We start from the raw sequence: 25,844 nt of genomic DNA on the forward strand, positions 1-25,844 counted from the left end.
GCATCACAGGTGTCAACTTTGCAAACACTTCATCACCGGAGGGGCTCCTGAGGGATTAACCCAAAGGCACCGCAGGGGGGTTCCCCGGAGCTACGCGTTATAGTCAGCCCAACCCCCCCTAGCAATCATTTTTGAATGCGAAGATTTCCCGAATGTCACGATGACGACAGCCGGATAGCGAAAAAACACCGTAAATCTGGGCTATTTCACGGCATCCCCATGGTTTTCTTCACCGAAATTTTTTTCGCAAAACTCAACCACCAGAGGGGACAACACGGTCTCAAATGTGGAATTGTTCGCTTTTCGAGACAACCGAACGTCGAGCGTCTTTCAAGCCCAGGAAATCTCCCGCTGCGATGTAGCCAAAACGTGAAATAGCCCGCAAAACACGTCATTCTGACACCATCGCCGGACTTGGCCGACGCCGCGGTACCCCCGCATCCCGGCATCGCGAATCCGACAGCGATCGACAGCCCAACGCGGGTGAGCAGACACGCGACCCGAAAAGGCCGCATGATCCGACCGGATGGTCGTTCCGAAGCACTCACGAAAACGCCATTCGGGTGCCCTGATCGTCGGCACAATTGGGATGCGAAAGCCGCAAGCGTTCCGAACGCAAGCCACACCCCCCACCTTGAGGCTTTCGACAAAATGGAATGACAGCGGGCAAGCCCTTGGCGGTGACTTGGTCACTCATCCACAGCATGATTTCCGCAGAGGAACGCGACAAAACGGAAACGCAATTATCTTCAGAGGGACCCCCAAAGACTCTTCCACACCCGCCTGCGGGGAGGATTTTCAGTGGCAGGTTTCTCGCCGTTGCACCGGAGACTATCGTCGCGTACGAACCGATGAACCGGAGTCCACCCTCGCCGGCAGATGCTCCCTTCCGACCGCGACTGTGGAGCTCGCAATTGGATGCTGAGGCGGCAACAGAATGCCCGCCCGGCCAGCCCGCGACACATTGCCCGCAGAAGCGGCTTGGCCGCCAAACCGTCCGTTTCGGGTCCGCGCAATCCTGTGGTTCGATGCGCAATGGCAAACGTCAAAGTACCATCGCGTGCGAGTCACGCAGCGGTTGAAAGCGGCCTAGGGAAGCAGCGACTTGCGGCGAACCAATTCTTGTTGAAGCGCTTTGGCACTTCGATCACTGGGCCGCAACTGCAGTGCGATTCGTACCTCGCGAGTCGCCTGATCCAACCGATCTTCGGCCAGCAGCAACGTTGCCATACGCACACGCCACTGAACCTGCTCGGGGTCCTCGTTCAAAGCCATTCGCATTGCATCAATGGCCTCGTCGTTGCGGCCCAGAATCTCCAGTGCGCTGGAACGAAGGGCCTCGGTTTCGCCACGGTCGAGATCCCGGGCATGTGCTTCGGGGCGTTTGACAGCCAACAAAGCCGCTTCGGCGAACACCGCGGATTCCCATTGGTCCGATACGGTGGGTGCAACTTGCGCGACCCTTAACAACACCACAGGGTCAGTTGGCAAGACTTGGTTCACCAGCTCCGATGCATCGAGTTGTCCGTCCAAACGCTGCAAGATTTCTTGCAGATGCTCGGTGGAATACGTCAACGAATCGCGATAATGAACCAATGCCGCGGTGACGCCCTTTTCCGATTGCATCGCCCTGCCGGCCAAGACGGCCAAGTCGGGTTGCCCAGGATGCAGCCGGCGGGCGCGAACCAGATACTGCAAGTGGCGATCCGCATCATCAGCATCGCCATACTGGGCCAACCAAGCTGATGGCTGCCACGTCAACGGACAAAGCCGCTGAATGATTCGGCTTTGTGACAGAATCTCTTCCGTCCATTTTTTCGGCATCGTCGCATCCGAACGCATCGCTGAAGCCGCCTGGATGGTGCGAACGTATTCGATTCGCAATTCGACATCCTCTGGGACGGCGTCAACCGCTGCGCCCATTTGGGCAACGGCCGATGCCTGGTCCGCCCGCCGCATCTGATCGGATGCGGAAATCTTGGCAAGTTCTGCTACCGCGTAACGACGATTCACCCGTACTGTCCAGAGGGCAAAGATCACCAGCCAAACCGCCAATGCGTAGCGAATCACGGTATCGCGTCTGGATAAAAGGGAATCACTCACATCAGCATCGGCGTCAACGGCTGCGGACCGAATCGCCCCCTGCGACGACCGGCTCTCGCGTTCCGAAGATTGATGCGAAGACGCCCCGTCACCACCATCCTGGATCATTTGGTATCGGCGGCGTGAACGCGATCGACGCGATGGCTTCCGGACCACGACCGGTTGGCAACACATCAGGGCGGCCACACAAACCGCCAGCAATCCCGTCGCGGGTACTCGCAATCCGAAATCCACCACACTGTGGATCAACACCGCGATCACGCCGATGGCCGCCCCAGCCGCCAATCCGCTTCGACGCGCGGCACGCAACACGGCCCATAACAACCCTCCGGTCGCAAGCAACAATCCCGCCAGTCCGACCAGCCCGTATTCGCACAACACGTCCAAAAACTCGTTGTCCGCACGCAACGACTGCATGGTGCCGCTGTGCCACCGCGGATCCGCGTGGGAATAGATGGTTTCCCAATAGCGGTAGGTCTCGCCCCCGGATCCAAACCAGGGGAATTCATCGACGCTTTGCAACGCAGCGCGCCACAGGTGCCACCGTCCGTCCTGCGTGTATCGATCCGTCTCCACCAACATGTTCAATCGAGATTCGGCTAGATCGAACCCGACCCAAACAAACAACAGACTGACCGGGATCCCGATCGCCAAAACAATGACGGTGGTTCGCACCGCGTTGGCCGGCCGCAGGCGAACCAACATCACCAACATGACCGCGATGATCGCCGACATGACGCCGCCACGCGAAACGCAAATGACAAGACTGGCAAACATGAACGCCAGTGCCGCGATCAGCCAGCTGAAACTGGCCTCGCCGAACAAGGCCCGCAACCAGTGTTTACCAAGGCCATCCAGCTTGTCGATCAAAAGGCCCGCACCCAGCCCCAAGCAGAGGTTCATGTAGAACGGAAAATGATTTCGGTTGACGAACGGTCCAAAACCAAGGCCACCGGGAACCTCAAATGCCCAATACACCAGCCCGTCATGAGACCCAAAGTGCTGGGCGATCCCAAAAACCGCTAGACAGGTCCCCATCCCCAAACCGACCAGCGCCAAGCGGCGCAGGCGTAATGCCGGTTGCCGCCCTGCACTGACGATTGCGAACAAACAGCCGGCCATCAAAACCTGCAGCCCAAACCGATAGCTGCCTCCGGCATTGAGCCCCAGTTTGTTCCCAAAGAACCAACCTTCCAAACCGGCCTGCCCACCGGTCAACGCATCAGCAGTGCTTGAACCGTCAACAGCCGAATCGGCCCCGGCGTTACGGACGCCAGTGTTCGATTCCGTCGGCAACGACCACCGCTGGACACCTGGCGCCATGGAGTGGACGAAACCACGGGGCAGATTGACTTGATGAATGCCGGCCACCGACGCCAAAACCAGCAAACCTAAGACGACACACCAACCAGCGGTGGACGCCCTCCAAACCGGACGAGTCCCGAAAACAAGGCGGACGGCAAACGACATCAAGGCCACCGCCGCAAGCGACATCAATATGAAAAGGGACACACCCTCGGTGCTGCCAAATGCCCAAGGCGACAGCACGATTGCCGCGCAAAGGGCAACATCCGTCACCATTTCACAACGGTCGGTGATCCGCCAGGCTTCTTTGCTTTCGTCTGACATGCTTTGTGAATCTTTCCGCCTTCGCGGGCGTACCGCATCATGGACCTGAGTGCGTCGATGGCGTCGCCCGATCTGTTCAGAATACCGCATCTCCAGCCCGCCCCCCTGCTATGCCGGAACGTCGACACGGACACGCGCACACCTATCACTACGCGATCAATTCCGGCCGGGACCGCAGGACCCAATGCACAGTAACCACACGCACAGTAATCACACCGCATTGGCCCATCCGAACAGATCGTCTGTGAAGCCGCTAAGAATTGGGGCGTGCGACGGTTTCGCCGATCCAACACTCAAAACCGCTACGGACCGATCGGCATCCTTGCCCGTGATGGCCGCACGACCACGAACGACATATCATCGGCGCACGAAAAAAGGCGATGGTGGGAACACCATCGCCTTCGTTGAATACGATTTCTCGGTCGCGAACGGGGAACGTTCGACCGGTCTAAATTCGACCTGCGGCTAAAAAGACCCGCCTACAAACGATCAGCCCCTGATTCAGGGCGAGAACGATCGGGAGGGCGTGAACGAGCGATCAAATCGGCATCGGGAGAAACGACGAGCACGGGTGAATTCCCAGTCACTGAGCGTTTCCGCATCGGTACTGGCCACCTGAGTGGTCGTCACCGCGTCGTCAGCAATGGCATCAACGGGTGCACCGGCGGGCAACGCCACGGTCAAACCCAAGGCCGCGACCAGGCCGAGCGAAAACACGCCTGCGGCAATGCGACGAAGTTGGTTGTTCATGATGAATCCCAGGCGATGGGGCATTGAAAATCAGATCTAGTTCGGTTTATCGGAATCTTACGCAACAAACTGTGGGGGAGGCAAGCACCATCCCGGAAATTCGTCACACTTTTTGCGATCCGACCTTTCGCAAACGACGACGGCGAACCACGTTTCCGGCAACCAAACCCAGCGACGTCAAAGCGAAAATCGACGACGGCTCGGGAACCGCGGTGACGGAGAATGCAAAATCGGTCGTCTCGGCATATCGAACAATTGGCCCAAATGCGACTTCTTGGATGTCCTGGAACGCTGCACCATCGGACTCACCAGCGGTGCTGTACGCAACACCCCAGCCGTTGTCGGTGAACTCAAGGTCGGCGACCACCGAGAAGAAGTATTCCGTTCCGCCGGTCAGCGAGAGTGGGGCGATATCCGCGGAGTAGGTGTAATAATCCGTCGCACCGATCTGAGTCTCATTGGCCAATCCGACGCTGAACGAATCCACTAGGCTTCCCGATCCGGGGGTCGCCGTCACGCCGGTGTACACATTGACAGTAAAGAAGTTGGCCATCGGCGACGGCGTCATACCGGTCGTCGGCAACTCGTAAGCCCCGACCCAACTGAAGTTGGTGGCAAACACATTCGACGCAAAGGAAAAATTGTCGTAAATGGTCGCGAAATTGTCTTCTTCGCCCAACAGCGGATCGGCCGCCGGATCAAATTGGGAAAAGCCAACCTCATCGCCGGTGACGGGATAGACGACCGGGGCGAACGGATCGGCGATTTGGGTAAAGACCTCCGCCGACACTGGCTGCGTCATCAAGAACACAGCGACAAGACCAAACAGGGATCGTCCCATGATCCGCATCGATCGGGTAGAGCCACTTTTCATTCGAATATTCTCTCTTCACAGCAAACAGTGATCAATAAAATTAGCGAAAACACGGACCTTCCGATGTTTCCGCGGATGCTGGAACGCTCCAGATGCCCGCCCCCCCCTCAATTCAGCACGCCGTCGGCAAGCTTTAGGGAGGCCGAAAAGCACTTCGCTGGAGGTGCACATGCGACCCTCCGCAGATTAGTTGCGACCCATACCGACGGCAATGTTTCGCCACCCGGAAAACTCGGCGTACTTTGGGGGGATCAATACTGTCCACCCGGACGGTCATCGAAAGACGGTTGCGCAGTGACGCATCATGGGGCCACAGCGGCCGTCTAATTGCCAGTGTTTGCGGACGCGTCATCGCCAGAAAATTCCGCCAAAAATCGCAGAATTTCCGAGGCGTCACAGAAATATCCGCGTCCCAAACTGTTCCCGCTGGCCACACCCAGCAACACCCCGTCGCCATCGAAAAGCCCCGCACCCGAATCCCCTTTGATGGTGGGGACATCGACGGCAAAGTAATTGACCGGGACGTCACTGCGACGGCGCTTCGCGCGTTTGGTGCCGACAATCCGCACCGCCGACGTTTCGGGACGATCGGCGGACATCCAACCGGCCCGAAACGCATCCACGCCGCCACGCGATCGAACCGATGCGGCGATTCGTTCCGCACGATTGGTATTGGGCAACGATAGACTGAACTCGGGACGAAACGCCGAAGTCACACGCAATAGTGCAAGGTCCAGAGTATCGTCGACAGCGACCGAACGAACTTGGCGGCAACGCCGAATCACGCCCGCAGGTTCCCCAGAACTGGAATACGGATCGGCCACCGATCCGGGATCCAAAAATTCGACCTGGGCCGACACCATCCCACGCAGCACATGGGCAGCAGTCAGTACGTCAAAGCCGCCGGCATCGATCGCAACCACCGATCCGCAACCAACGATTCCGGTGGCGTCATCGGTCACCCGCACCGAAGCAAAGACAGCACGGCGGACGGGTGCAAGCACTTGCCCCACGGTCGAGTCGATGGCGGAATCATCCGCCGCCGGACCCGCCGATTCGCCGGATTCACTGGAATCCGATGCATCGGAGGAAGGTTCGGTTGTCGCCGATTCCATTTCAGCCTGTGAAATCGACCCGCCTTCGGCCCCCGCGGTGACCGCTTGATCGCCGGCCATCGTCGCCACGTCCGTCATGTCAACCGTTGCATCGTTGCCGGTATTGTCACCGGTAACGACACCACCCGGGCCGCGAGATGCTTCGGCCAGCGAAGCGGCCGATTCGTCCACCAACGATTCGTTGATCGGTTCGACGATCGAACGTGACCATTCCGGCAACTTGTCTTCGTCCAAGGTGCCGTCCTGACGGACAAGCACCAAATAGCCGCACTGCAGCACGACCAAGACGACACAAAAAACGGTGATCAGAACGCGTTTGGTCGGCATAACCCACAGAAGGTACGGGCAGAAAAGTACCGACCCCAAAGACAGTCGGCGGTCAGGCGTGGCGGTCAGTCTCCATCATAACGCCGCCCGCCACCTTTCCACCCACAAATACCAGCCAAACCCGACGTTTGGAAACCCGCAAACCGGGCGGTTTCGGCAAAACCCGCATAGTCCGGCCACTAGCCACTGACCACTAGCCACTCCCTGACCCTCTGGGTGGCCTGGACGACCGTTTCGACCACGATGATTCCGGCCAAGGTGTACACCACGTCCGCCCACCCGAACCCGCGGCTGGGGATCCATCGCTGCGCAAACTCCAGCGACACCAAAATCACCGCCGTGGCCACCAGAAATGCCAATCGGCGACCCCGGAACACCGGCCCCGCCCAGACCAGTGCCGGCCCCGACACAATCAACCCCGCCATCACCGCCGTCCGAAAGTCATAGTTTTCGTCCAGCCAGCGAGCCAGCGCACCGTCGATCAGCGGCAAATCCGCCGCCGTGGTCGATGGCTTTAGCAGTGAATAGCACGCCAACAGAAACGCGGCCGACGACCAGAGGACAACGAAAGTGTCCCGCCAAGTGAACACCACGCGACCTGCCGACGAGTCCGATCCGATCGCCCGCGGCGAACGCATCGCTAGGTTGCCATCCTCCACTGCGGCCGGCGCGTCGTCCCGCGATGCGGCAACGCGTGGCAGACGCGACGGTTCGGAACCCACGTCGGTGCCCGCCACAGCGGTGGGGTTGGTCGAAGCGTTCGACCCAGAATGATCCGCACCAGGATTCGGATCCGGTGCCGCGGCGTCGGTCGCCATCGTCTGCGTCGTCGACGAACCGTTCACCGGCGACTTTGCCGGGAAAGAGTCAGTCACTGACGGTATCGGACGCCGCATCATTCGCCGCCGGGGCGACAGTCACCATCATTTCAAGTCTGCCGTTCGCTGGACCCGCGATGGCAATCATTGGGGCGTGGCCGACCGACGAAGCTCCGCCGCCTGGGCGATCTCGCCGGCATGCGCCCCGGTTGTGGATCCCAACGGTGCCGGAACCGAATCGGCCCGTTGCGGCAATTCGGACGGACCCAGCAAATCGAAAAGTGCGGATTCGAATCGCCGCAAAATGGCATCACGGCCCAGATGGTCCACGGCAAACCTCCGCGCCGCCCGGCCCAATTCCCCGCACAACACAGGGTCATCGGCCAGCATCCGAATCGCGGCGGTGAACCCGGCGGTGTCGCCCGCCGGGACCACGACCCCGCGGCCCTGGACCACGTCGGCGATCTGGGTTCCCGGATCGGCACAGGCGACCACGGGCCGGCCGCTGGCCAGCATCCCGGTCAACTTCGATGGCATCACCAAGTCCGCGGCACCGGCCTTTTGCGGCAACAAATGCAAATCGGCACAATTCATCAGCTCGTTGAAGTGCTGCCAGGGCTGGGGCGGCAACAACTGTAATCCCGGCACACCCTGGGCACGCGCCCGCAAATCGTCCACCGCCGCACCGGTCCCGCAAATCACCAAATGAACCGGAACCTGGCCTGCTTCCCCGCGACCTGCATCCCCGTCACCCGGTCTCTCCGCCAACGCTTTGGCGGCATCGACGATGATTTCAAGTCCCTGCTTGGCCCCGATGTTTCCGGCATACAGTGCGACGAATCGATCGGCGGGAATGCCGAAACGTTGCCTCAGCGATCGTCGATCGATCCCATCGGCTGCTGCGGCGTCCACCGTCACCTTGGGTTCCGCGCTGCCGTCGGCGGTGAAGTGTGGACCATCGATCCGCCGCGACACCGTGTCCGATTCGGCCGCCGGATCACTGGCCGGTGGTTCCCCGGGCTTGGTCCCGTTTCCACCGACAGCATCCAGCGGGCGGATCATGTCACAGTCGACCCAGTTGGGCAGCCCGGCGATGCGATTGGGGTGGACCCCTTTTTCGGCCAATTTGGCTTGCATGTTGGGGGAAATACTGCTGACGCGGTCAAAGCGTCTCATCAAAAACGCTTCGGCGGCCAGAACCATTCGCTTCAACAACGGCTGTTTCAAGATGCCCAGTTCAAAGGCCGCATCGACCTCGAAATCCTGGACGTGAAGCCAAGCCTTGGCCCCGCACAGGCGGGCGGCCAGCCAAGTGGTGGGCATGCACATCGCGGCCGGTTCGACGGTCAGGATCACATCGGGGCGGAACGTGACGGCTTTCCACAGCATCACGGGGACGCTGGACAAACCGAACGAAGCCAGGTGAATGATCCGTTTCAGTCCGCTGACCTTACCCGGCACCCACAACGGACACCGAATAACCCGGATCGGCTCAGCCCCAATTCCCACTTCACCCTCCCTCTGGGAGGGTCGAGCGGAGCGAGGGGAGGGCCTACCATCCACTTCTTCGTCTCTCTGGGAGGGTCGAGCCGAGCCCCCAATTTCTACTTCACCCTCCCTCTGGGAGGGTCGAGCGAAGCGAGGGGAGGGCCCACCATCCACTTCTTCGTCTCTCCGGGAGGGTCGAGCCGCGCCCCCAATTTCCACTTCACCCTCCCCCTGGGAGGGTCGAGCGGAGCGAGGGGAGGGCCCACCCTCATCCACCGCCCCCCCATCACCGGCCCCTACCTTCTCACCACTCGCCTCCAGCCACTCGGAACAATATCTCCCCCCAAAATACCCCTCACCGATCTTCCACTGAGGATAATAAGGCGGCGTGGTCACCACCTCGCACTGGTGCCCCTGTTCGGCCATCCACCGCATCATTTCACCGGAGTATTTTCCGATGCCTAATTCCTCCGGCGCAAAATTCAAGCCGTGAAGTAGTATTTTCACGTTGCGATCCGAGTTGTGGGACTGGCGGGCAAGGCGACGAAGGTTGCGTCAAATCTCATGGAAGGCAGGATCGAGTGATTGCGGTCGGCGCGTCGCGAAGATCAGCGAGTCCAGTGTGCAAAATTCGCACACCAATGCAATCAAAAAGACGGCAAAATATGGCCAGCCAAAACGGCCAACCCTCATAACCGCTACTTTGTTGTTTCTGCACTCGCGACGGGCGACTCAGATACTGATTCCGGTTTGCTCTCGGGCGGCGTCAGTTGCAGCCCGGTGCGTCGCGACAGTTCCTGACAGATTTCTTGTTTGTCGGTCATGCCGTCGATCGCCTTCTCAAGCTCCATGACCTTGGCTCCGACAAGGAATCGGTACCAATAGCCTTGCAAGAAGTGGTACACCAGTCCCGAGCGCCCGTCCAAGAACCCCAATTGTAAAGATGTAGCGGTACAGAAAATACGCCGTCGAACTGATCGTGAACGGGATCCGGTTGTAGATCTTCTCTTTCACGAAGCGTTTGAAAGCTGCTTGTATCGACGCGATCTTCGCACTAACGGCTCCATCCCGACCTGCCTAGATTCTTATCGCTAGCGACTATTCTCTGGCATAAGTGCCGGCACTTACATTACGGGCAAAAAGCAGCTAGGTCTCCACAGCGCGTTTCGCCACCGCTCGCCCGATTACGACTTGATCTGCACAGAGCAACTCCGATTGACAATATTGACCAGATCAGATCATACCCGTGCAATACTCACGCGATTCATTGGCTACGCGTTGAGAAATCTATTTTCTACAACAATCAGACTCTAGGATCGGTTTTGCCAAAAGTGAAATTGAACACCAACGCACGCCAATCGCACGACCCAAAATTCAGCGCAGTGGATCAATTTGGGAACGGGAATTTTTGAGACCGCCCATAAAACACTCCGGATTGCAATACACAAACCCAAGCACAAACACTTATAGCACCGATGTGCCTCTTGAAGAATGCGATTCTGGCAATTTTTGTATCACCGAAGAAACATGCACAACACAAAAACGTCTACGACCATACCGAAAAGCATCAACAAAAACACATCCTGCTTTCAAATCGCCGAAAGCACACCTCCTCAAGCTGTATCGCAAATACCAGGCAACGTACTTAGCCAATTCTCGTTATTTCGGTACCAATCGACACATCTTTCCAATCCTTCACCAAGACCGATCCCTGGTTGCCACCCAAGCAATGCTTTTGCCTTGTCGATATTCGCCCAGGTAGAATTCATATCGGCAACATGGGCCGGAGTGTAGTTCACGATGGCCTTCTTGCCTATGATGTCTTCAAGCCGGCGAATGACATCGTTGATTGAATAGGGCTGATTTCCGCCGCCAAGATTGATGATTTCATATCCGAGCCGCTTGGATGCCAAAACTGTCCCGGCAGCGATGTCATCCACATAGGTGAAGTCTCGCGACTGTTCCCCATCGCCGTAAACGGTAATAGGAAGTCCATTCGAGATGCTATGGATGAATCGAAAATAGCTCATGTCGGGCCGACCCGCCGGACCATAGACCGTAAAGTAGCGGACTATTGATACATCAACGCCGTACAGGTGATGATAAGAAAATGCCATTGCCTCGGCGGCCTTCTTGGTGGCCGCGTATGGCGATATTGGCGTGTTCACTGCCAGCGACTCAACGAACGGCATCGGCTGCCCTGCGTACAGCGATGACGTGGAGGCCAAAACGTACTTTTCCACCCCGTGGGCACGAGCCTCCTCGAGCAGATTCAAACTACCTTGAGCATTGGTCGCCATATAGACATACGGATTTTCCATGCTGTAGCGTACGCCAGCCCTTGCGGCAAGATTCAAAATGCAGCCGAACTTCCATCGCTGGAAAACGGACGCAAGTTCAATGCGATCAGAAATATCAACTGAGTGAAAATGAAAGCCTTCTCGTTCGCGCAATGATTGCAAACGATGAAACTTCAGTGAGACGTCGTAGTAGTCGTTTAGATTGTCAACACCCACGACTGGAACGCCTCGATCCAGCAGTCGACAAACAACCCTGGAACCAATGAATCCAGCACATCCAGCAACCAAGACCACTCCACACGATTCTGCCTGATCCATAGCTATCCTTTTCGGTCGAAAACGTGAAACCAGGGGAAGGAATGTAGCCTCGTCAAAAGGCGACTCCCCAGCATGAAATGCAAACCCACTGCGTCAAGTGAGTTGGATCTCGAATGAAAGTTGCGGGCCAAATAGTGCGTCAAGCTTGCGAACAAACAACTCTTTATTACACAATTTCACTCCACTCAACGCTATGGCGCTCTCGTAGATGCCAAAGATTCTTAGGTTCATCCCGGGCTATTGTTGATAGAGATCGAGTCCGCCACAGTAGAAATCGATTGCCGTTTTGAAATTCTCACGATTGCGGCAACGCCAACACGGCGTTTGATCGACATGATCTTGCTGCTGATCCCTTCGACGACGGCGTTGGTGATTTCGTACCTGAAGTAGCTCATCACGTTGGCTAATCGCTCCTTTATTATTCGGGAAACGTTCTTTAGCTGATCCAAACTCTTGCGAATGACGCGACGATAACAATCATGGAAAAACTCTGTTGCGGTTCCGGCGTCTCAGTGGTATCGAAGGTCGTGAAGCAATTAATATGCATGCCCAAGCCTTGCCAGCCTCGAGCTCCTGCTTGTAGACCAAACCAAACCGTGCTTTTTGGTCCTCGGTCAGATTCTCCTGGTTGGTCAGCCAAAGATAGCGAGTGCCGATCAAGCGACCGTCACCCTCTTGTTTTAATGGTCGGTGTTCGCCCCGGCGAACCTTGCCGCCTGATTCACCTACCAACTTCATGGCATGGAAGCGATTGTGAACGATCTTGGTCTTGGCCAGAGAAATATGCTGCTTGGCACTTTTGACAATGGCCGCACTCATGTTCATCGCGATCGCCTCTACCGATTCTCGTTGCTGTGGAGAAAGCAGAGAAAAACAGGCGTTTTCGCTTGCGGTGTCAATTCCACCGGAGATTGCCTCGACAGTACTGCGGTCGAGATCATCGATCAGTGTAGTGTAGTTCGGTCCTTTGCCGAGTGTTTTCTCGTCGATCGCGATCCCTTGCATCGGCTCTCGAGTCTTACGTGCCCTGCCACGAGCGACCGCCTCTTCATGGATGTGCCATGTTTCGTCTCAACTCGTTCGCAGGATGCTCTGCGGGCCCTTGACGTTCTGGCTTGCCAAAAGGCCATTGATCGTGAATCGACTGTTTTTCTCTGTCCATGGCAAGCGAGGTGCTTGACTCCGTATTCGGAGCATTTTTCGCGAGGGGTTGGGCGTGCAGGATTGTCCGGAATTGCATTGTGTCCAGATGTCTCCAACGACACGTCCCGGTGTGGAAATACACTGCACACGGCTTTCCGCATTCGGGGAACTCAAAGGTAGTGCTTTCGGCATGCTCGAAAAACACATCAACTTGCTGGAATTCGATGTCCAGCTTGACGTTCGCAACGAACCACGATTCTTCGTGACCGAGAATCTGTTTATAGAATTCTGTTCCCTGCATCGGCATATTCTTCGTCGAAGAATCCTACTGAACCCAGAGACTTTCCGGATGGCCCCAGAACTCGCTGCCACCAGATCGCCTTGTCGAAGTGAAAAATAACTATCCACCCAAGCAAAACCACTGCGTTAAATGCACTTCACCGAAAGGCTACTTTCCTCACACGCGAACATATAGATAGTCAGCCTGGACAAGTTCACCATTGGAGAACTGGGGATTGTAGCGTCCTTGTTCAGAGAAATTATGCGTTTTCAAAAATTCGCTGACCTCGGATCTTAGGGCCTGTCCATCGTATAACGCCACTTCGGAGCATTCCACGTAGACGTACTTACAATTCTTCAGGGAATCGCTAGCACCCTTCAGGACGCTCAGCTCAAAACCTTGGACATCGATCTTGAGAAGTTGGCTGGTGCGACCTTTCCATAGCTCAGCACAATCATCGAGGCGTTTTACTGAAACTGTGATCGTGCCGACTTCGACGGTCTTCGGAAACAGTTCGGTTTGTCGCTTGCCGATTGGTAGCAGAGACGAGCTATCAGCACGGTTGCTCAAGTGCAGAGTCGCCTCGCCAGCAGTCTCGCCAAGGGCAGATTCAATTAAAACAATGTCCTCGTTTGCGCCATGCACTTTGCGAAAGGTCTCAGCCTCTGAGGGAATCGGTTCAAAAGCAACGATCGGGATGTCCTTCTTAGCCAACTGACAAGCCAGGCTGAACTGACCACGATTCCCACCGACATCAATAATGCCGTCAACGTCTAGCACTTCAATTAGCGGGATATGCTCGATCGTCGGTGTCACGCCCAATGCCAGTGCGTGCCAGCAAGCTGGGCAAAAAACGGATTTCGCTAATTTCCTGAGACGCATCAATAAAAACGGCATAAGACCTGTCCAACCTTCCATCCAAAAGAATCAAACAAAACAACGGACTCCTAAACTCAACGGACATCCAGCATTTCCCGCAGTTCTATTAGTAAAGCCCTGAGCCTTTCCTGATTGTCACGCGATTCTATTACTGATTCTTCCAGCACATCAGCTTGGGTCTTTTCCCACCCGTCTTCCATCCATGCTTCAATCTGGTCTGCCGCAAGCTGAGCGAAACACAAATCGCGTTTCAACACTAGACCACCTACGTTGCCCACTGCAGCGGCTACGCATCCCTGGTCAATCGCCACAATGGGGACACCGTAAGTTTTGGCTTCACTTAGCACGATCCCCCAAGATTCATTTACGTAGGTCGAGGGGAATAGAAAAACGTCAATGTTTCGAAAGAAAGTTTCTTTGTCCTTGCCATACACAGGGCCAAGGTATTCAGTCGAATCTGAATACTGGTCGCAGAACTCTGATACACGGAGAAATTCGTCTTTGCCAAAGCATGGGCCCGCAAGCAACATCGACGTTTCAGCGCCGCGTAGTCTGAGCTCCTCAAAAGTTTCCAGTACTAAGTCGAGGCCTTTGTCGAACATCAGATTGCTCATATGCCCGACTCGACAGTAACGGCGGTGACGTCCTGCAGGGTTAACTGTCGTCTCTAGCGGGGGCCACGCGATGCCGCTCGTCTGCGATGCGAGCATCACGCTTGCTGGAAGAACAAAGGTTTTGAGGCCGGTCCCATACAGGCCTGTAAACTTGTCAGCCATTTTATGGCAATGAACTAGATGTAAACTCTCGCGTTTTGAAATACGGCAAAGCAGCGATATCATGCAGCTACGTTTAGTGAGATAACTGTAGCTGTGATGATGATAGACAATTGGGATGCGTAATATGCTCGCAACTGCCGTTTGGAAAACGGCGTATACCAAACCAAAACCACCGTCAAGAGCAAGGTATACAATTGTCTTGTGCCTCCTTTTGGTTGAAAAAACTTTGCAGGCGGCCCCAAAATGCCGGCAACCTTTCAGAAATCGTTGCTTCCACGAATTCATCTGAAGCGAAGTTCCCGGCCCGGCTATGGAAATTGTGATAGTTTGGAAGTTCGCACTGAAGAAGTTCGCCATAAAATCAGAGAGCAGGCTCTGACCAGTCTTAGGGCCGGGTATGGGGGCGATTACCAGAAGTCTTTCGGAAGCCTTGCTCAATTGAAAACTCGGGATTTAGTAGGTGAGGGATTTCCGGGGCGATGACCTTACGCCCCGAGCCATCGCGTTGTTTCGACGACGTGAATGCCTGGAATGCTCCCCAAAACCTGATGCGCGCGTTATGAAGATTTCTCAGAAGGAGACTTTCGATGACCAAGAAGCGAAAACGAAGAAGACATGAGCAGATTGTGAAGCTACTTCAAGAAGGCCAGCCCATGCTGGCGACAGGCAAATCTGAAGCCGAGGTTTTTCAGCGGCTTGAGATCACCGAGTCGACATGGCAGCGGTGGAACAAGCAGTTTGGTGGCATGAAGTCTGATGAAGCCAAGCGTCTTCGGGAGCTCGAGGTCGAGAATCAGCGACTTAAGGAGATGCTCGCCGAAGCCGAGCTGGATAAGCGAATCTTGAAGACGGCCTTGGAGGGAAACTACTGAGCCCGGCACGGCGGCGCGAGGCAGTCAACTACGTTCAAAAGACCTGCGAAGTGTCGCAGCGTCGGGCTTGTCGAACATTGGATCAATCCTTGAGCCCCCAACGATACCAACCATCAACGAAGGAGGATGAGCCGTCATTGATCAAGCGGATCCTGGAACTTGTCTCGGAGTTCCCCCGCTTTGGTTACCGACGAATCACGCGTCTGCTGCGAAGTGAAGGTTGGAAGGTCAATGCGAAACGTGTTTATCGCCTCTGGCGTCAGGAGGGGCTAAAGGTCCCAAAAAAGACAGCAAAAATGCGTCGGCTTGGTTCTGCTGAGGGTGGAATCGTTCGTCGCAAAGCCGAGCGAAAGGATCACGCGTGGTCAGTCGACTTCATTTTTGACCGTACAACGAATGGTCGCTCACTGAAGATGCTCGTTGTGCTTGATGAGTTCACCCGTGAGTGTGTCGCAGTGGAGGTCAGTCGAAAAATCACAGGGGACCATCTTGTCGAAGTGTTGGTCGATCTCATTGCGATTCGCGGCGTTCCGAAATACGTCCGAAGCGACAATGGGCCGGAGTTCATCTCACGGCGTGTCCGAGACTTTTTGGAATCGATAAATGTCGGCAAGTCCTACATCGACTCTGGCAGCCCTTGGCAAAACGGCTTTGTTGAGAGCTTCAACAGCCGTTTCCGAGATGAATGCCTGAACCGTGAAGAGTTTGCGACCGTGCAGGAAGCCCGTGCGGTCATTGAGCACTGGAGGCAGACCTAAAACCATCGGCGGCCTCACAGTTCACTCGATGGGCTTACGCCGGCCGCCTTCGCCTCTCGGTGTTCCGCTTCGACGCAGGGAGCGCAGCGACCGAAGTCGAAGCGGTACACCAAACCCGAATCAACTACCCAACCCGTTCCTTCATAAGCGTGTACCCGAAAATGGGGTCACTCCATGCCTGTCCTGTCGCAGTCAATTTCAACGCAGTTCGCATAGGAGAAAACTGGCGAACCATGCCACAGCATTTTGCACATTGTGCGAGTGACTAACTCGAAGCATCCTGCGATCAAGAAGGGAGATAGGTTTTCGTCGGTCTCCAGGACCGAGGTAGCGGTCCCGCACCTCTCTGCTTGAGTGGATCAACACCCTCACTTGAACGAAACAGACTACGAAAGACTTCATGAGACTTCACATACGACTTCGACCCTGCGATAGAACTGCAATACGCATTAGTGAATTCAGCTGACTCAATTCGCCATAGCTGCTCATTTTCTATTCTCCGAAAGAGGAAACCCGGACGAATTGCGAATCACTCCAAAGGTGCGATCACCAGAACAATCTATTGCCTGAGTTAGAGCCATAAATCTCGTTCGTTTTCGAACCCTAAAGCGGTGCCCCTCCGATCTTCTGATAAATTGCCTCGTATGCATCAAGTGCCTTGTCAGTAGAGAACTTATTCGACTGAGAAAAGCCTTGCTGAATCCTCAACTGCCGATCTTCGCAAGACGAGGTTACCGTATGATCTAATACTGATGCTGCGTGAGAGGCCCAGGCAGATAGGTTGCCAGTGAACCGTGGTAGATATATCGCCGCATTCCCGCCCACTTCGGTCATCGGCGCCGTATTGGTCGTAATAACAGGCGTACCACACGCCATCGCTTCGGCGATCGGCCAGCCAAAACCCTCTTCGAGACTTGGGAAAAGAAAGACGCTGGCCAAGTTGTAGGCAGCGATTACTTGTTCGTCTGTAAGGCCATGGACAAAACGCACCAATCCTCCATTCGGCATATCAGTCGCAGATCGCCGAAGATCTTCATTCGGCTTTCCGCCGACCATCCACAATGGAATTGGGGTGGTGGCACGTTCGCACCAAGCACGGTAGAGCTCAATGACTCCTTCGCGATTCTTGTACCAGAGATTGCCGCCAACATGCAGCAGGAAGCCATCTTTGTCGTCCGGTTCGAGATGTTGCGTTAACGATTCTTCGGCCTCGCTTTTTGCAAGAACCCGAAAGTTACCGTTCAGTCCATTGTGAACGACTTCTGACAACTGCGGTGCCTTCGGCAAGAAACGGTGTAGGTCTGTTTGAGTTTGGTAGGAAACGCTAATAAAGTTTCTAGCCGCGGAAAAACCATCGCGAATGAGGGCTTGATACCTCTTGCCAGTCCAGCTTGTTGGATTCTCTGGAATTTCACCAAGCGCTGATCGCAAGGCAAGAAAGTCGTGGCAATGGACCACATGCGTACGATGAGCGATTCGCGGAACCCACATTCCTAACGCTTGATCGGCAACGACAAATAGCGTCTCGCTAGACTCTTTGGAAACTCGATTCGCAAGCTTGGGCGGATAGATCAAGTACTGATCCACATATCCTAGCCACTTACGAACACCGCCATGACCAACTGGCAGCCTCGAGAACAACCTCGATGAAGTCCAATACTCAACATCGTGACCACGCTCAAGCATCCCTTCGCCAATCATTTTCGCAAAGCGAGGCATGCTGGTCGAAGGGAGTGTCGGCGGGTGAATAACAAAAACTAGTTTCATTGGACTATCTATCAAGCGTCTCGATCTCGCACGCTATCGATTTTGCAGCCTCTGCAACACTATACGAAGCCATTTGTTCCGCTGCCCAATCGAAATCGCGATCAAATGCCGCAAGTTCTATGATCGAGCGCGAGAGCGCTCCTGCGTCCCCGACGGGGAAAACGCGAAAACGCTCAAGGCCAGCGAAGTCCTGACTGCAACCGACTGCATCGGATGTGACGACGCTGCATCCACAATCAAGCGCTTCGTTGACGACCAGCCCCCACGTCTCACCCATTTTTCGCGACGGAAGTACCAATAAATCCATGGCCAAATAGTAGTCAGCTAGTTTCGACTGGTTAATAAATCCAGCAAAGTGGGCAGGAATCCCACTTTCGATAGCGCGCTGTCTAAGTTCACTTTCAAGCTCGCCTGATCCCACAAACAGTAGTTCCGTTTTCTCTTTCAGCTGCGCCGGTAACCGAGACCATGCATCGAGGATGATATCGGGATTCTTCTTCGGGATCAGTTTTCCAGAAAATCCAATAACATGTTTCCCATGAGAGATCTGCAGTTTTTCCCTGGACTGGTCGCGAGCAACTTGTTTTTCGCTAGATGACTTATCCGCTGTTGGATTGGGTGTACAGTAGCGTGCGACACGCAACTTTGATTCGGGGACGCCGCTTGCAAGGTAATGCTTGCGATTTGCATTTCCTATCACGAAAAAACGGTTGATCTGAGAATAGATTCCGCGATAAACCGCAGCACGCCCCAGTGCTTTCAGTCGGCTTCGGTTATTCGATTCATCTTGTGTTTCCATGCGGATCCAGACGGGAATGCGACGAAGCCTTGCAGCTGCAAACGCTTTCACGCAGTACTCGTACCCAAACGAATGCAGCAAAATCGCTCCAGGTCGAGCATTTTGGATTGTCTCGGAAACCCCTTTGCCGGATAGCCCTGAATACTTCTGAATGCCGCCAGGCTCGTCGTTGCTGAGCACGCGATTGGAGTATCCGTCAAGCAGGGGAACATCCCACGAAACGCTTTTTCCAAATTCGCTATCATACCCACCGCGAACCGAAAAATCGCTCGCGTAAATCACTTCAAATCGGTCACCAACTAAATCGAAAAGCGCCTGGTAGACAGGTGCCCGATATTGAATCGGATGAGTTTCAAAAATCAAGAGCTGCGTCATCGTATACTCGTTTCGTTTCTATATATTGAACAGCTCGCGGCTAAAATACCGCGTTCAAAATTTGCGAACAAATATCTTCGTTTCCGACTTTTAACTCTCTCACCCGACGCATTCCAGCATCGCGTATCTTCTCTCGCTTGGCGTCGTCGCAAAGCAGCGTTTTGCATACTCTTTTACATTCCTCGGCATCACTCCAAAACATGGCTTCCTCCCCTTCACGGAACATCTCTGTATGTTCGCTGGTTCGTTCGGCACACAAAAGGCCGCCAGCAAAGGGAATTTCAACGGAACGACGCGTATGGAAGTCCCGGTTTCCTTTAGACAGCATTCCGAGGCAGACTTTAGCTCCGCGTATGGCTGATACATAATCACTGCCATACAAAGCACTTCCTCGGAAAGCGCACGAAAGACGATGAAAAACAGGTGACTTGCTCCAAGAATTCCCCCATATTGCAACAGAAAAGCCGCTGTCCATAAGACTGCACAGAAAACGATCTCTCCCCTCGTTTCGCATCCAAGTTCCAATAAATGCAACGTCCGATTGAAATGCAACCGAACCGTCGGCGGGAGGCGGTGCATGTTGAACTTCGTCGTAGCTCATATAGACCCGCAAAATCTTCTTTGCACCAAGCGCACCATACTCCGAAACATTCTCATCCCGACACACAACGCAAAGGTCGTAATCGGGAATCGCTGCAAGAAGTGAATCAAACCGCCGTCCATCGCGTCCGCCTGTGGGATCGTCATTGTTATACAGCACAACGGGGCAGCCCCATTGCCTTAAAACCTTCACACATTCACGCCCGAGAAGCTCTCCAGAGTTGACCCAAACAAGATCAGGCTGCTGCTCCGAAAAGCTCTTTAACCACCGTTGAACCCTTTTTTGGACAAACCGGTAACCAGTACGATAGTGAACTCGCGACGTAATCGCCGAACCTATTCCATGCAGAGCGATTTTGTCCATGTCAACTATCACCACATCGTGACCAAGTCGTTCGAGCGCACATGCACGATGATAAGATGTTGAAGAGGGAGATGAATTACCTACGTAAACAACTTTCATCTGGTACACCGTGGCCCAAATCTAGAGTTCTGCTTAATAGCAATAAGTTTCGCGCTCGACCTGCCCATACGTCTCAAAATCGCATCCAGCATCCATAGCACTACCACAAAAAAGATCGCTGACCTAGCGAAATTGAAAAAACTTGTTGTGCTCTCCTCTGCCAAATCAACTGTAATAAGTTGAAGTATCGGGGCACATACCAATGCAGTGCCTATTGGCGGCGTTTTTGTGTACATTACGGCAAACACCGTGCCGGCAATAAGTGATGAAATGAAAAGACTATGGGTGATAACACCAAACCAACCAAACGATGCGTATGCACTCAATACTATAGAGTCGGCTGTATCTTTATCGCCAATCGCAAACGACTGGTACAGTAGATCCTCCTGGTTTGGAAAGTTCTCCTTCCAAGGAAACAAGGGGCCAGGAATGCTCCAGATAAATGAATGAAACAAGTCCTTGTGTAACAGATACGCCTTCTTTTCAGCGGGGAGCCTAATACAGTATGCCAAAGGCGTCGCAACAAGCGGTCGGCTCGAAAGATTATTACTTGTTCTTTCTTGCTCCAGTTCTCGCATCGCTGGATCCATCACAAACTTTTTGAGTGCTCCTGGGATTGCCTCAATTGCACTGACGCGGTAGTTGTCTAAGCCCGCGTGCCCACTTCGCATAAAGTTATTGAAAAGCATCGAATAATACAGAAGAGGCAGACATATTGCCACCGCTGCAAGTGCCTTAATAAACCCTGGCCGGTTACCAAAGAAGTAGACTGCCCACCAAAAGTGCGCGAATGCACAAAACGCTAAATCTCTCCGGCCCTGATTGAAATACAAAAATAGAACGACAAGAATTGAACATGCCAAAATGCCCCCCAGAAACAGTCGCGATGATCGATTCTTCGCTTCTACTGTTTTCCATAATAGCAAACCGTTTAGCAGCAACTGCAGGCTCGTCATGGACGAGACTAGAAAATACCAAACCGGCATTTCCCCGTCTTCGAAGCCATCGACTTTTATTGTGCGCGTCCCAACAATGCCAGTTGATACCAAGAAGGCTTCTGCCATCAAAAGGGAGATGATAACTGGGAGGAGACTTTTGGTTGACAGAAGCTTCAGAGCACCTAGGACTTGATCGAGCTTTCGCTCCAAGGACTTTACGAAACGCAGTGAACCGAAAAAGGCTAGTGCAAAGCAGAAGATCGAACAATACAATACGGCAGCAGCATAATCACTGATCACCAAGCCACCAAACATTGTTTCGTTCAATGTTTCCGAGATATCTAGGCTACTATCTAAGTGATGCTTCACCGAAGTGAAGAGCCAGGCAAAATTTTGCAGGAAACATAGCACAATCGCACCACATCTTGCAAATCGTATCATTTGGAATGAATTGCCAACGCATGACCAAAGCCAAGAGCATGTGACTACGACACCAACAGTTGACGCCACATCACTTACGATGCACGAATTCACCAAAGAAGCGATGCCCCAGCCTGGAATAGTGATAGCGATAGCTGCACTGGGATTCAAGGGTCGGTTCGCTATCATGGTCAGCAGGACGTTGTGTCACTGGCGGTTGATTGCGGATTGGCAGAGCTGAACTCGCCGACAACATCCGCCATTTCATCACCGTACTTATCCCAGCCACCCAGCCTAGCAACTCGCTCGATCGCCGCGTTCGACATCGACCTGCGGAGCTCTGGGCTATCTGCTAGCTGCTGCAGCTTTCCTGCGATCAGATCGGGGCGGCGAATTGGCACTATAAAGCCTTCCTTACCATCATGAAACAAATCACTCGCACCGGTGTGATCCGTTGCGACAATGGGGCAACCGCAGGCAAGCGACTCTCCTTGAACCATTGCTAGCCCTTCCTCGATGCTTGATAGCAAGAAAACGTGAGATGTACTGTAGTAGCGTGGGAGCTCAATGTTGGGAACTGTCCCCAAGAATGTCACATCGGCAGTCGATTTTTTTCTTAGCAAATGCTTCATTTGTGGCTCAACCGCACCGATTACCACAAACTCTTTTTTGGGATGCTTGAATGCCCGAAAAGCATCGAGCGCATCGAGGAATGCCTTGCGCACTGAAACGGAACCGACCCATAAAACGCGGAAGCGATCAGAGGGCGGCGACCCTGCCTTTGTGAATCTATCCAAACGTGCACCATAAGGGACCTTCCTGATCTTCTCTGCTGGAACTCCCATTTGAATAAATGAATTTTGAACAAATCTGGAAGGAACGGTGATCAGGTCTGCCTCGCAGTACTCCTGCTGCTCCTTCTCTATCACCCTGGCGTCAACTCCAGCGAAATTCAGGCCCCATCGAGCGTATTCTTCGTGGAGAATGGTATTCTGATAGCCGATGTGTGAAGATCCTCTGTCACAGATGAACTTACCACCAATCGACTTCATTTTTCGGCCCGATTTCAAGCCAGATCCTGAAAGAGCAAATAGCACTCCCGGTTCTTTGATATGCTTGGACACATGATGGTCGAGAGTAACATGGCTCCACCAAGCCCAATTGGCATTAATCGATTGCCAGCGGTCGAGACCTACGTGCCCTCGGGCCATGTAGGTCGTTTGAAACCAGGGAAATGTTCGGACTTTTGCTTTTGGAATTCCGCCTTCATCCTTAAGCTTTAGGCGTGGATAGCCGGTCCAAATTTCTCTCAGAAGTCCGTGCTTTTCAAATTGTCTCGCCAGATGAAAGTGATGAAAACGTCCAATGCAGATCTGGGTAACCTTCATTTTTAAACCTTGCGCTCAATGCTCACGCTCCTTAAAACTCCGAGTAGCGTTGGAAACGCTCACTCTAAATCTACTAGTCAGTTTAATGACCGCACTGCTTGAGTATAGATTTGGCGACCGTGACACGACCGATTCTACCTCCGAGTGAAAGAAAGAAAACCAACCACCTTAATGATTTCGACACGCGGATCTTCGAACCATCATGCGCCCTTTCAAGTTCCGACAAAACACCGTGCCTTATCAAGGGATCGTTCCGCAAACTTGCCCAACGAAACGGTGCATCATATATAATGCATGCAGCGAGTCTGATTTTTGTGGCAAACGTTGGATCCTCTGCAAGGAGGTGATCGTAAAGGCTGTCAAGTATTTCAAAAATCTGTTTGTATAGTTCGCCACGACGGTTTAGGTAATTGGAAGCTACACCTGGATGGCGGCGAATTTCCGTTAAATTCTCGCGCACCATCGCAATGCCACATTGGCGACCAGCACGACTCCAGAACTCAAAATCGCCTGCATACGGTAAATCTTCTCGAAATCCCCCGAGTTCTTTCACGATGGTGGTCCTCAACGATACGTTTGACAAATTACCAGGGATGCAGCCAAACAATAAAAACATGAGGTCACTGATCTCCGGAGTAATATAGGCGGGAGCGACTTTTAGAAAATACTCTGTTCCGGAACTTCCAGTGGATGACCCCAAATTGGCTCGCGATATCTGTACCGAATCTGGTTGGCGCACCCAATATTTCACCACTCTTGACAGCGACTCACTATCGGTGAAGTAATCGTCTGCACACAATACTTGACTGAATGGGCACGTTGCTTTGCTGAACACGAAATTCAGGTTTCCAAAAATTCCGAGATTGCTATCCTGCAGGAAAACTTGTATCCGTTTGTCACTGAGTGTAGAGAGATACTGTCTTGTCCCATCCGTCGAGCCATTGTCGCTGATTATCATTTCCCAATCGGAGAAGTCCTGCGCAAGGACTGATTCTACACATTCGCGAATATACGGCATCCCGTTCCAGACAGGCGTCACAATTGTTATTTGCGGCTTGCTATCCATATGCTTTGAAATCACCAGAATAATGCAAGAATCCGACGCCCCAAAGTTGACGTCGAAAGACGCGGTGTCAGACACTCAACCAAGAGCCTGGGTAGTCGATTCACGAAAATTCCGAGGTTGATGCTCATGAGCGTCAATGCAACTAGAGAGACAAGCAGTTTATCCTCGGGCAAGTAAACCATAAGTGCGAGCGAGAGAATTGCAATGATTGCAGATGCGAGGACACACGCCCATTGTGAACTTGGCCAGCGCATTTGATTTTTTGTCAGCCACCTCTTGGCGGCATGTTGGTTGAGGATTGCATCAGCGATACCCGCAAGCATGAGGGCATAGCCGACTCCAATCGTCCCGGTCATTGGAAGCATTACAAACGTTCCAAGAATTGCAATGACGCCTGAAAGCGAGGAAATTAGGGCTTGTGCTTTTGTAAGATTGTTCCCCTGTATCACAGCTGTTGCTGGCTGAACTAACGCGTAGACAAGGACGGGGATTGACAGCAGTGCGAAAAGCGTTGGGTCAAAGGCAACTTTTCCGCGAGTCCAAATTTCGAAGAATGGCTCCACCGTTGCTTGCATTAGCACAATCCCGGGGGCTATCAAACCAACGACAAAGATCCAGACAGTCGCGAATGCTGCATCCGTTCGCGGTTGGTCCCTTAAACTTACGAATCGCATTAGCTCTGGCATCATTGGACTAGTGATTGTACCCAATCCTTGTTGTGCAACATTGGCTACTGTTCGAGTCGTTGCAAACGCAGTTAGTTCCGCTGGCCCGACTACGGGGGCAATCATCAATCGTATGCCCTGCTGGCGCATCATCTCGATGCCGGATTTGAAAGTCAGCACCTGTGAGTTCCAGAACATTGAAAAGCCGAGTTTCCAGCTAGCTCTCCATCTCGCCTTCATTTGGTCAATTGTTCTGCGACGTAAATCGGCGATAGTGATCAGCATTAGCAAAAAGCCAACGACTGCCGTCGTCAACGCAACAGTGACTACGTTCGCTCCCAGGGGCAGCACTATGAGTGGAGTGAGCACCCTGAAAAGTGCATCTACAACTCCCCATGACGTCGCTCGAGCAAAATTCCCCGTCGCATAGGCTCCGCGGATCCAGATTCCGGCCCAAGTTCGAATAAGGCCACTTCCAAGTGCTAGCGCAAGAAAAGCAAGGGAAGCTGTAGCCCGGTCGTCTGTCTCAACACCAAGCGAATTTCCCGAAGAATAGATGCCCGCAGCAACCAGTGTCGCTAGCAAAAGCTCCAGCAAGGTGTAGAGCATTCCAATACGAACGCCTGAATGCAGTTGCGTTGCAAACCTTCGTGGTTTGGGGCCAACCGTTTGCAATAGTTCAAATCCAACGTAGTCTTGAAAACACTGGCCTGGAATTTGAAGTAGAGCAACGGCGGCGATGACCGCGATCCATAATCCGTAGTCTTCCGCGCTCCAAAAAGTAAGATAAACGGGCGTTGCGACCACCTGTGCGACGATTCCGACTCCCAAACGAATCCAAGTCGCAATCGTGCCTTTCAATAGTCTTGTTGACGTCGAGCTTGTCATGCGGATGAGGATCCCGCGCCCAATTCTTGATTCACACCTAACAGC

General features: G+C 53.7%; 22 protein-coding genes. 2 read left to right on the forward strand and 20 right to left on the reverse strand.

Annotated features, from left to right (window positions below):
• Positions 1–1,089: 1,089 nt before the first annotated feature.
• The 13 genes from HFP54_RS07950 to HFP54_RS08000 all read right to left on the reverse strand — a co-directional run bounded on the left by HFP54_RS07950 (position 1,090) and on the right by HFP54_RS08000 (position 15,238).
• Positions 1,090–3,732, reverse strand: a complete 2,643-nt coding sequence (locus HFP54_RS07950) for an O-antigen ligase family protein (protein ID WP_168564662.1) — start codon at positions 3,730–3,732, stop codon at positions 1,090–1,092.
• Between the two features lie 501 nt (positions 3,733–4,233).
• A complete protein-coding gene (locus tag HFP54_RS07955) occupies positions 4,234–4,482 on the reverse strand; it encodes a hypothetical protein (RefSeq protein WP_206036046.1) in 249 nt (82 codons plus the stop codon).
• Positions 4,483–4,585: 103 nt separating this feature from the next.
• Positions 4,586–5,323, reverse strand: a complete 738-nt coding sequence (locus HFP54_RS07960; RefSeq protein ID WP_168564664.1) for a PEP-CTERM sorting domain-containing protein — start codon at positions 5,321–5,323, stop codon at positions 4,586–4,588.
• 356 nt (positions 5,324–5,679) lie between these two features.
• A complete protein-coding gene (locus tag HFP54_RS07965) occupies positions 5,680–6,798 on the reverse strand; it encodes a S1 family peptidase (protein WP_168564665.1) in 1,119 nt (372 codons plus the stop codon).
• Positions 6,799–6,977: 179 nt separating this feature from the next.
• Entirely contained in the window at positions 6,978–7,673 is a 696-nt protein-coding gene (locus HFP54_RS07970) for a VanZ family protein (protein WP_168564666.1), read from the reverse strand.
• A gap of 87 nt (positions 7,674–7,760) precedes the next feature.
• A complete protein-coding gene (locus HFP54_RS07975) occupies positions 7,761–9,542 on the reverse strand; it encodes a WcaI family glycosyltransferase (protein WP_315853862.1) in 1,782 nt (593 codons plus the stop codon).
• Between the two features lie 260 nt (positions 9,543–9,802).
• On the reverse strand, positions 9,803–10,030 hold the full coding sequence (locus tag HFP54_RS25185) for a hypothetical protein (RefSeq protein ID WP_206036047.1): 228 nt from the start codon (positions 10,028–10,030) through the stop codon (positions 9,803–9,805).
• Between the two features lie 687 nt (positions 10,031–10,717).
• Entirely contained in the window at positions 10,718–11,722 is a 1,005-nt protein-coding gene (locus HFP54_RS07985) for an NAD-dependent epimerase/dehydratase family protein (protein WP_168564668.1), read from the reverse strand.
• A gap of 227 nt (positions 11,723–11,949) precedes the next feature.
• Positions 11,950–12,171, reverse strand: a complete 222-nt coding sequence (locus HFP54_RS26345; protein ID WP_390656835.1) for a transposase — start codon at positions 12,169–12,171, stop codon at positions 11,950–11,952.
• Positions 12,172–12,199: 28 nt separating this feature from the next.
• Positions 12,200–12,727: a transposase gene (locus tag HFP54_RS25195; RefSeq protein WP_206036048.1), complete on the reverse strand. Its 528-nt coding sequence runs from the start codon at positions 12,725–12,727 to the stop codon at positions 12,200–12,202.
• Between the two features lie 43 nt (positions 12,728–12,770).
• Positions 12,771–13,166 (reverse strand): transposase family protein, encoded by a 396-nt coding sequence (locus tag HFP54_RS25200; protein ID WP_206036049.1) that lies wholly within the window; start codon positions 13,164–13,166, stop codon positions 12,771–12,773.
• Positions 13,167–13,322: 156 nt separating this feature from the next.
• A complete protein-coding gene (locus tag HFP54_RS07995) occupies positions 13,323–14,042 on the reverse strand; it encodes an FkbM family methyltransferase (RefSeq protein WP_168564669.1) in 720 nt (239 codons plus the stop codon).
• 56 nt (positions 14,043–14,098) lie between these two features.
• Positions 14,099–15,238, reverse strand: a complete 1,140-nt coding sequence (locus HFP54_RS08000; RefSeq protein ID WP_168564670.1) for a glycosyltransferase family 4 protein — start codon at positions 15,236–15,238, stop codon at positions 14,099–14,101.
• A gap of 149 nt (positions 15,239–15,387) precedes the next feature.
• Here HFP54_RS08000 and HFP54_RS08005 point away from each other — a divergent pair, with 149 nt between their 5' ends.
• Both HFP54_RS08005 and HFP54_RS08010 read left to right on the forward strand, forming a co-directional pair.
• Positions 15,388–15,672 (forward strand): transposase, encoded by a 285-nt coding sequence (locus HFP54_RS08005; protein WP_168564671.1) that lies wholly within the window; start codon positions 15,388–15,390, stop codon positions 15,670–15,672.
• A 50-nt stretch (positions 15,673–15,722) separates the two neighbouring features.
• On the forward strand, positions 15,723–16,430 hold the full coding sequence (locus HFP54_RS08010; protein WP_315853860.1) for an IS3 family transposase: 708 nt from the start codon (positions 15,723–15,725) through the stop codon (positions 16,428–16,430).
• Positions 16,431–17,033: 603 nt separating this feature from the next.
• Here HFP54_RS08010 and HFP54_RS08015 read toward each other — a convergent pair.
• The 7 genes from HFP54_RS08015 to HFP54_RS08045 all read right to left on the reverse strand — a co-directional run bounded on the left by HFP54_RS08015 (position 17,034) and on the right by HFP54_RS08045 (position 25,772).
• Entirely contained in the window at positions 17,034–18,197 is a 1,164-nt protein-coding gene (locus HFP54_RS08015; protein ID WP_168564672.1) for a glycosyltransferase, read from the reverse strand.
• A gap of 4 nt (positions 18,198–18,201) precedes the next feature.
• Positions 18,202–19,371: a glycosyltransferase family 4 protein gene (locus HFP54_RS08020; RefSeq protein WP_168564673.1), complete on the reverse strand. Its 1,170-nt coding sequence runs from the start codon at positions 19,369–19,371 to the stop codon at positions 18,202–18,204.
• A 40-nt stretch (positions 19,372–19,411) separates the two neighbouring features.
• Positions 19,412–20,434: a CgeB family protein gene (locus HFP54_RS08025; RefSeq protein ID WP_168564674.1), complete on the reverse strand. Its 1,023-nt coding sequence runs from the start codon at positions 20,432–20,434 to the stop codon at positions 19,412–19,414.
• On the reverse strand, positions 20,431–21,963 hold the full coding sequence (locus HFP54_RS08030; protein ID WP_168564675.1) for a hypothetical protein: 1,533 nt from the start codon (positions 21,961–21,963) through the stop codon (positions 20,431–20,433). Before HFP54_RS08030 ends, HFP54_RS08025 begins: the two co-directional genes overlap by 4 nt.
• Positions 21,964–21,983: 20 nt before the next feature.
• Positions 21,984–23,180, reverse strand: a complete 1,197-nt coding sequence (locus HFP54_RS08035) for a glycosyltransferase family 4 protein (RefSeq protein ID WP_168564676.1) — start codon at positions 23,178–23,180, stop codon at positions 21,984–21,986.
• An 82-nt stretch (positions 23,181–23,262) separates the two neighbouring features.
• Entirely contained in the window at positions 23,263–24,261 is a 999-nt protein-coding gene (locus HFP54_RS08040; RefSeq protein ID WP_168564677.1) for a glycosyltransferase family 2 protein, read from the reverse strand.
• Complete coding sequence (locus HFP54_RS08045; protein WP_168564678.1) at positions 24,258–25,772, reverse strand: lipopolysaccharide biosynthesis protein; 1,515 nt, start codon at positions 25,770–25,772, stop codon at positions 24,258–24,260. The genes HFP54_RS08040 and HFP54_RS08045 overlap by 4 nt, the downstream gene beginning before the upstream one ends.
• Between the last annotated feature and the right edge of the window lie 72 nt (positions 25,773–25,844).

The organism is Crateriforma spongiae (assembly GCF_012290005.1).
GTDB classification, from domain to species: domain Bacteria; phylum Planctomycetota; class Planctomycetia; order Pirellulales; family Pirellulaceae; genus Crateriforma; species Crateriforma spongiae.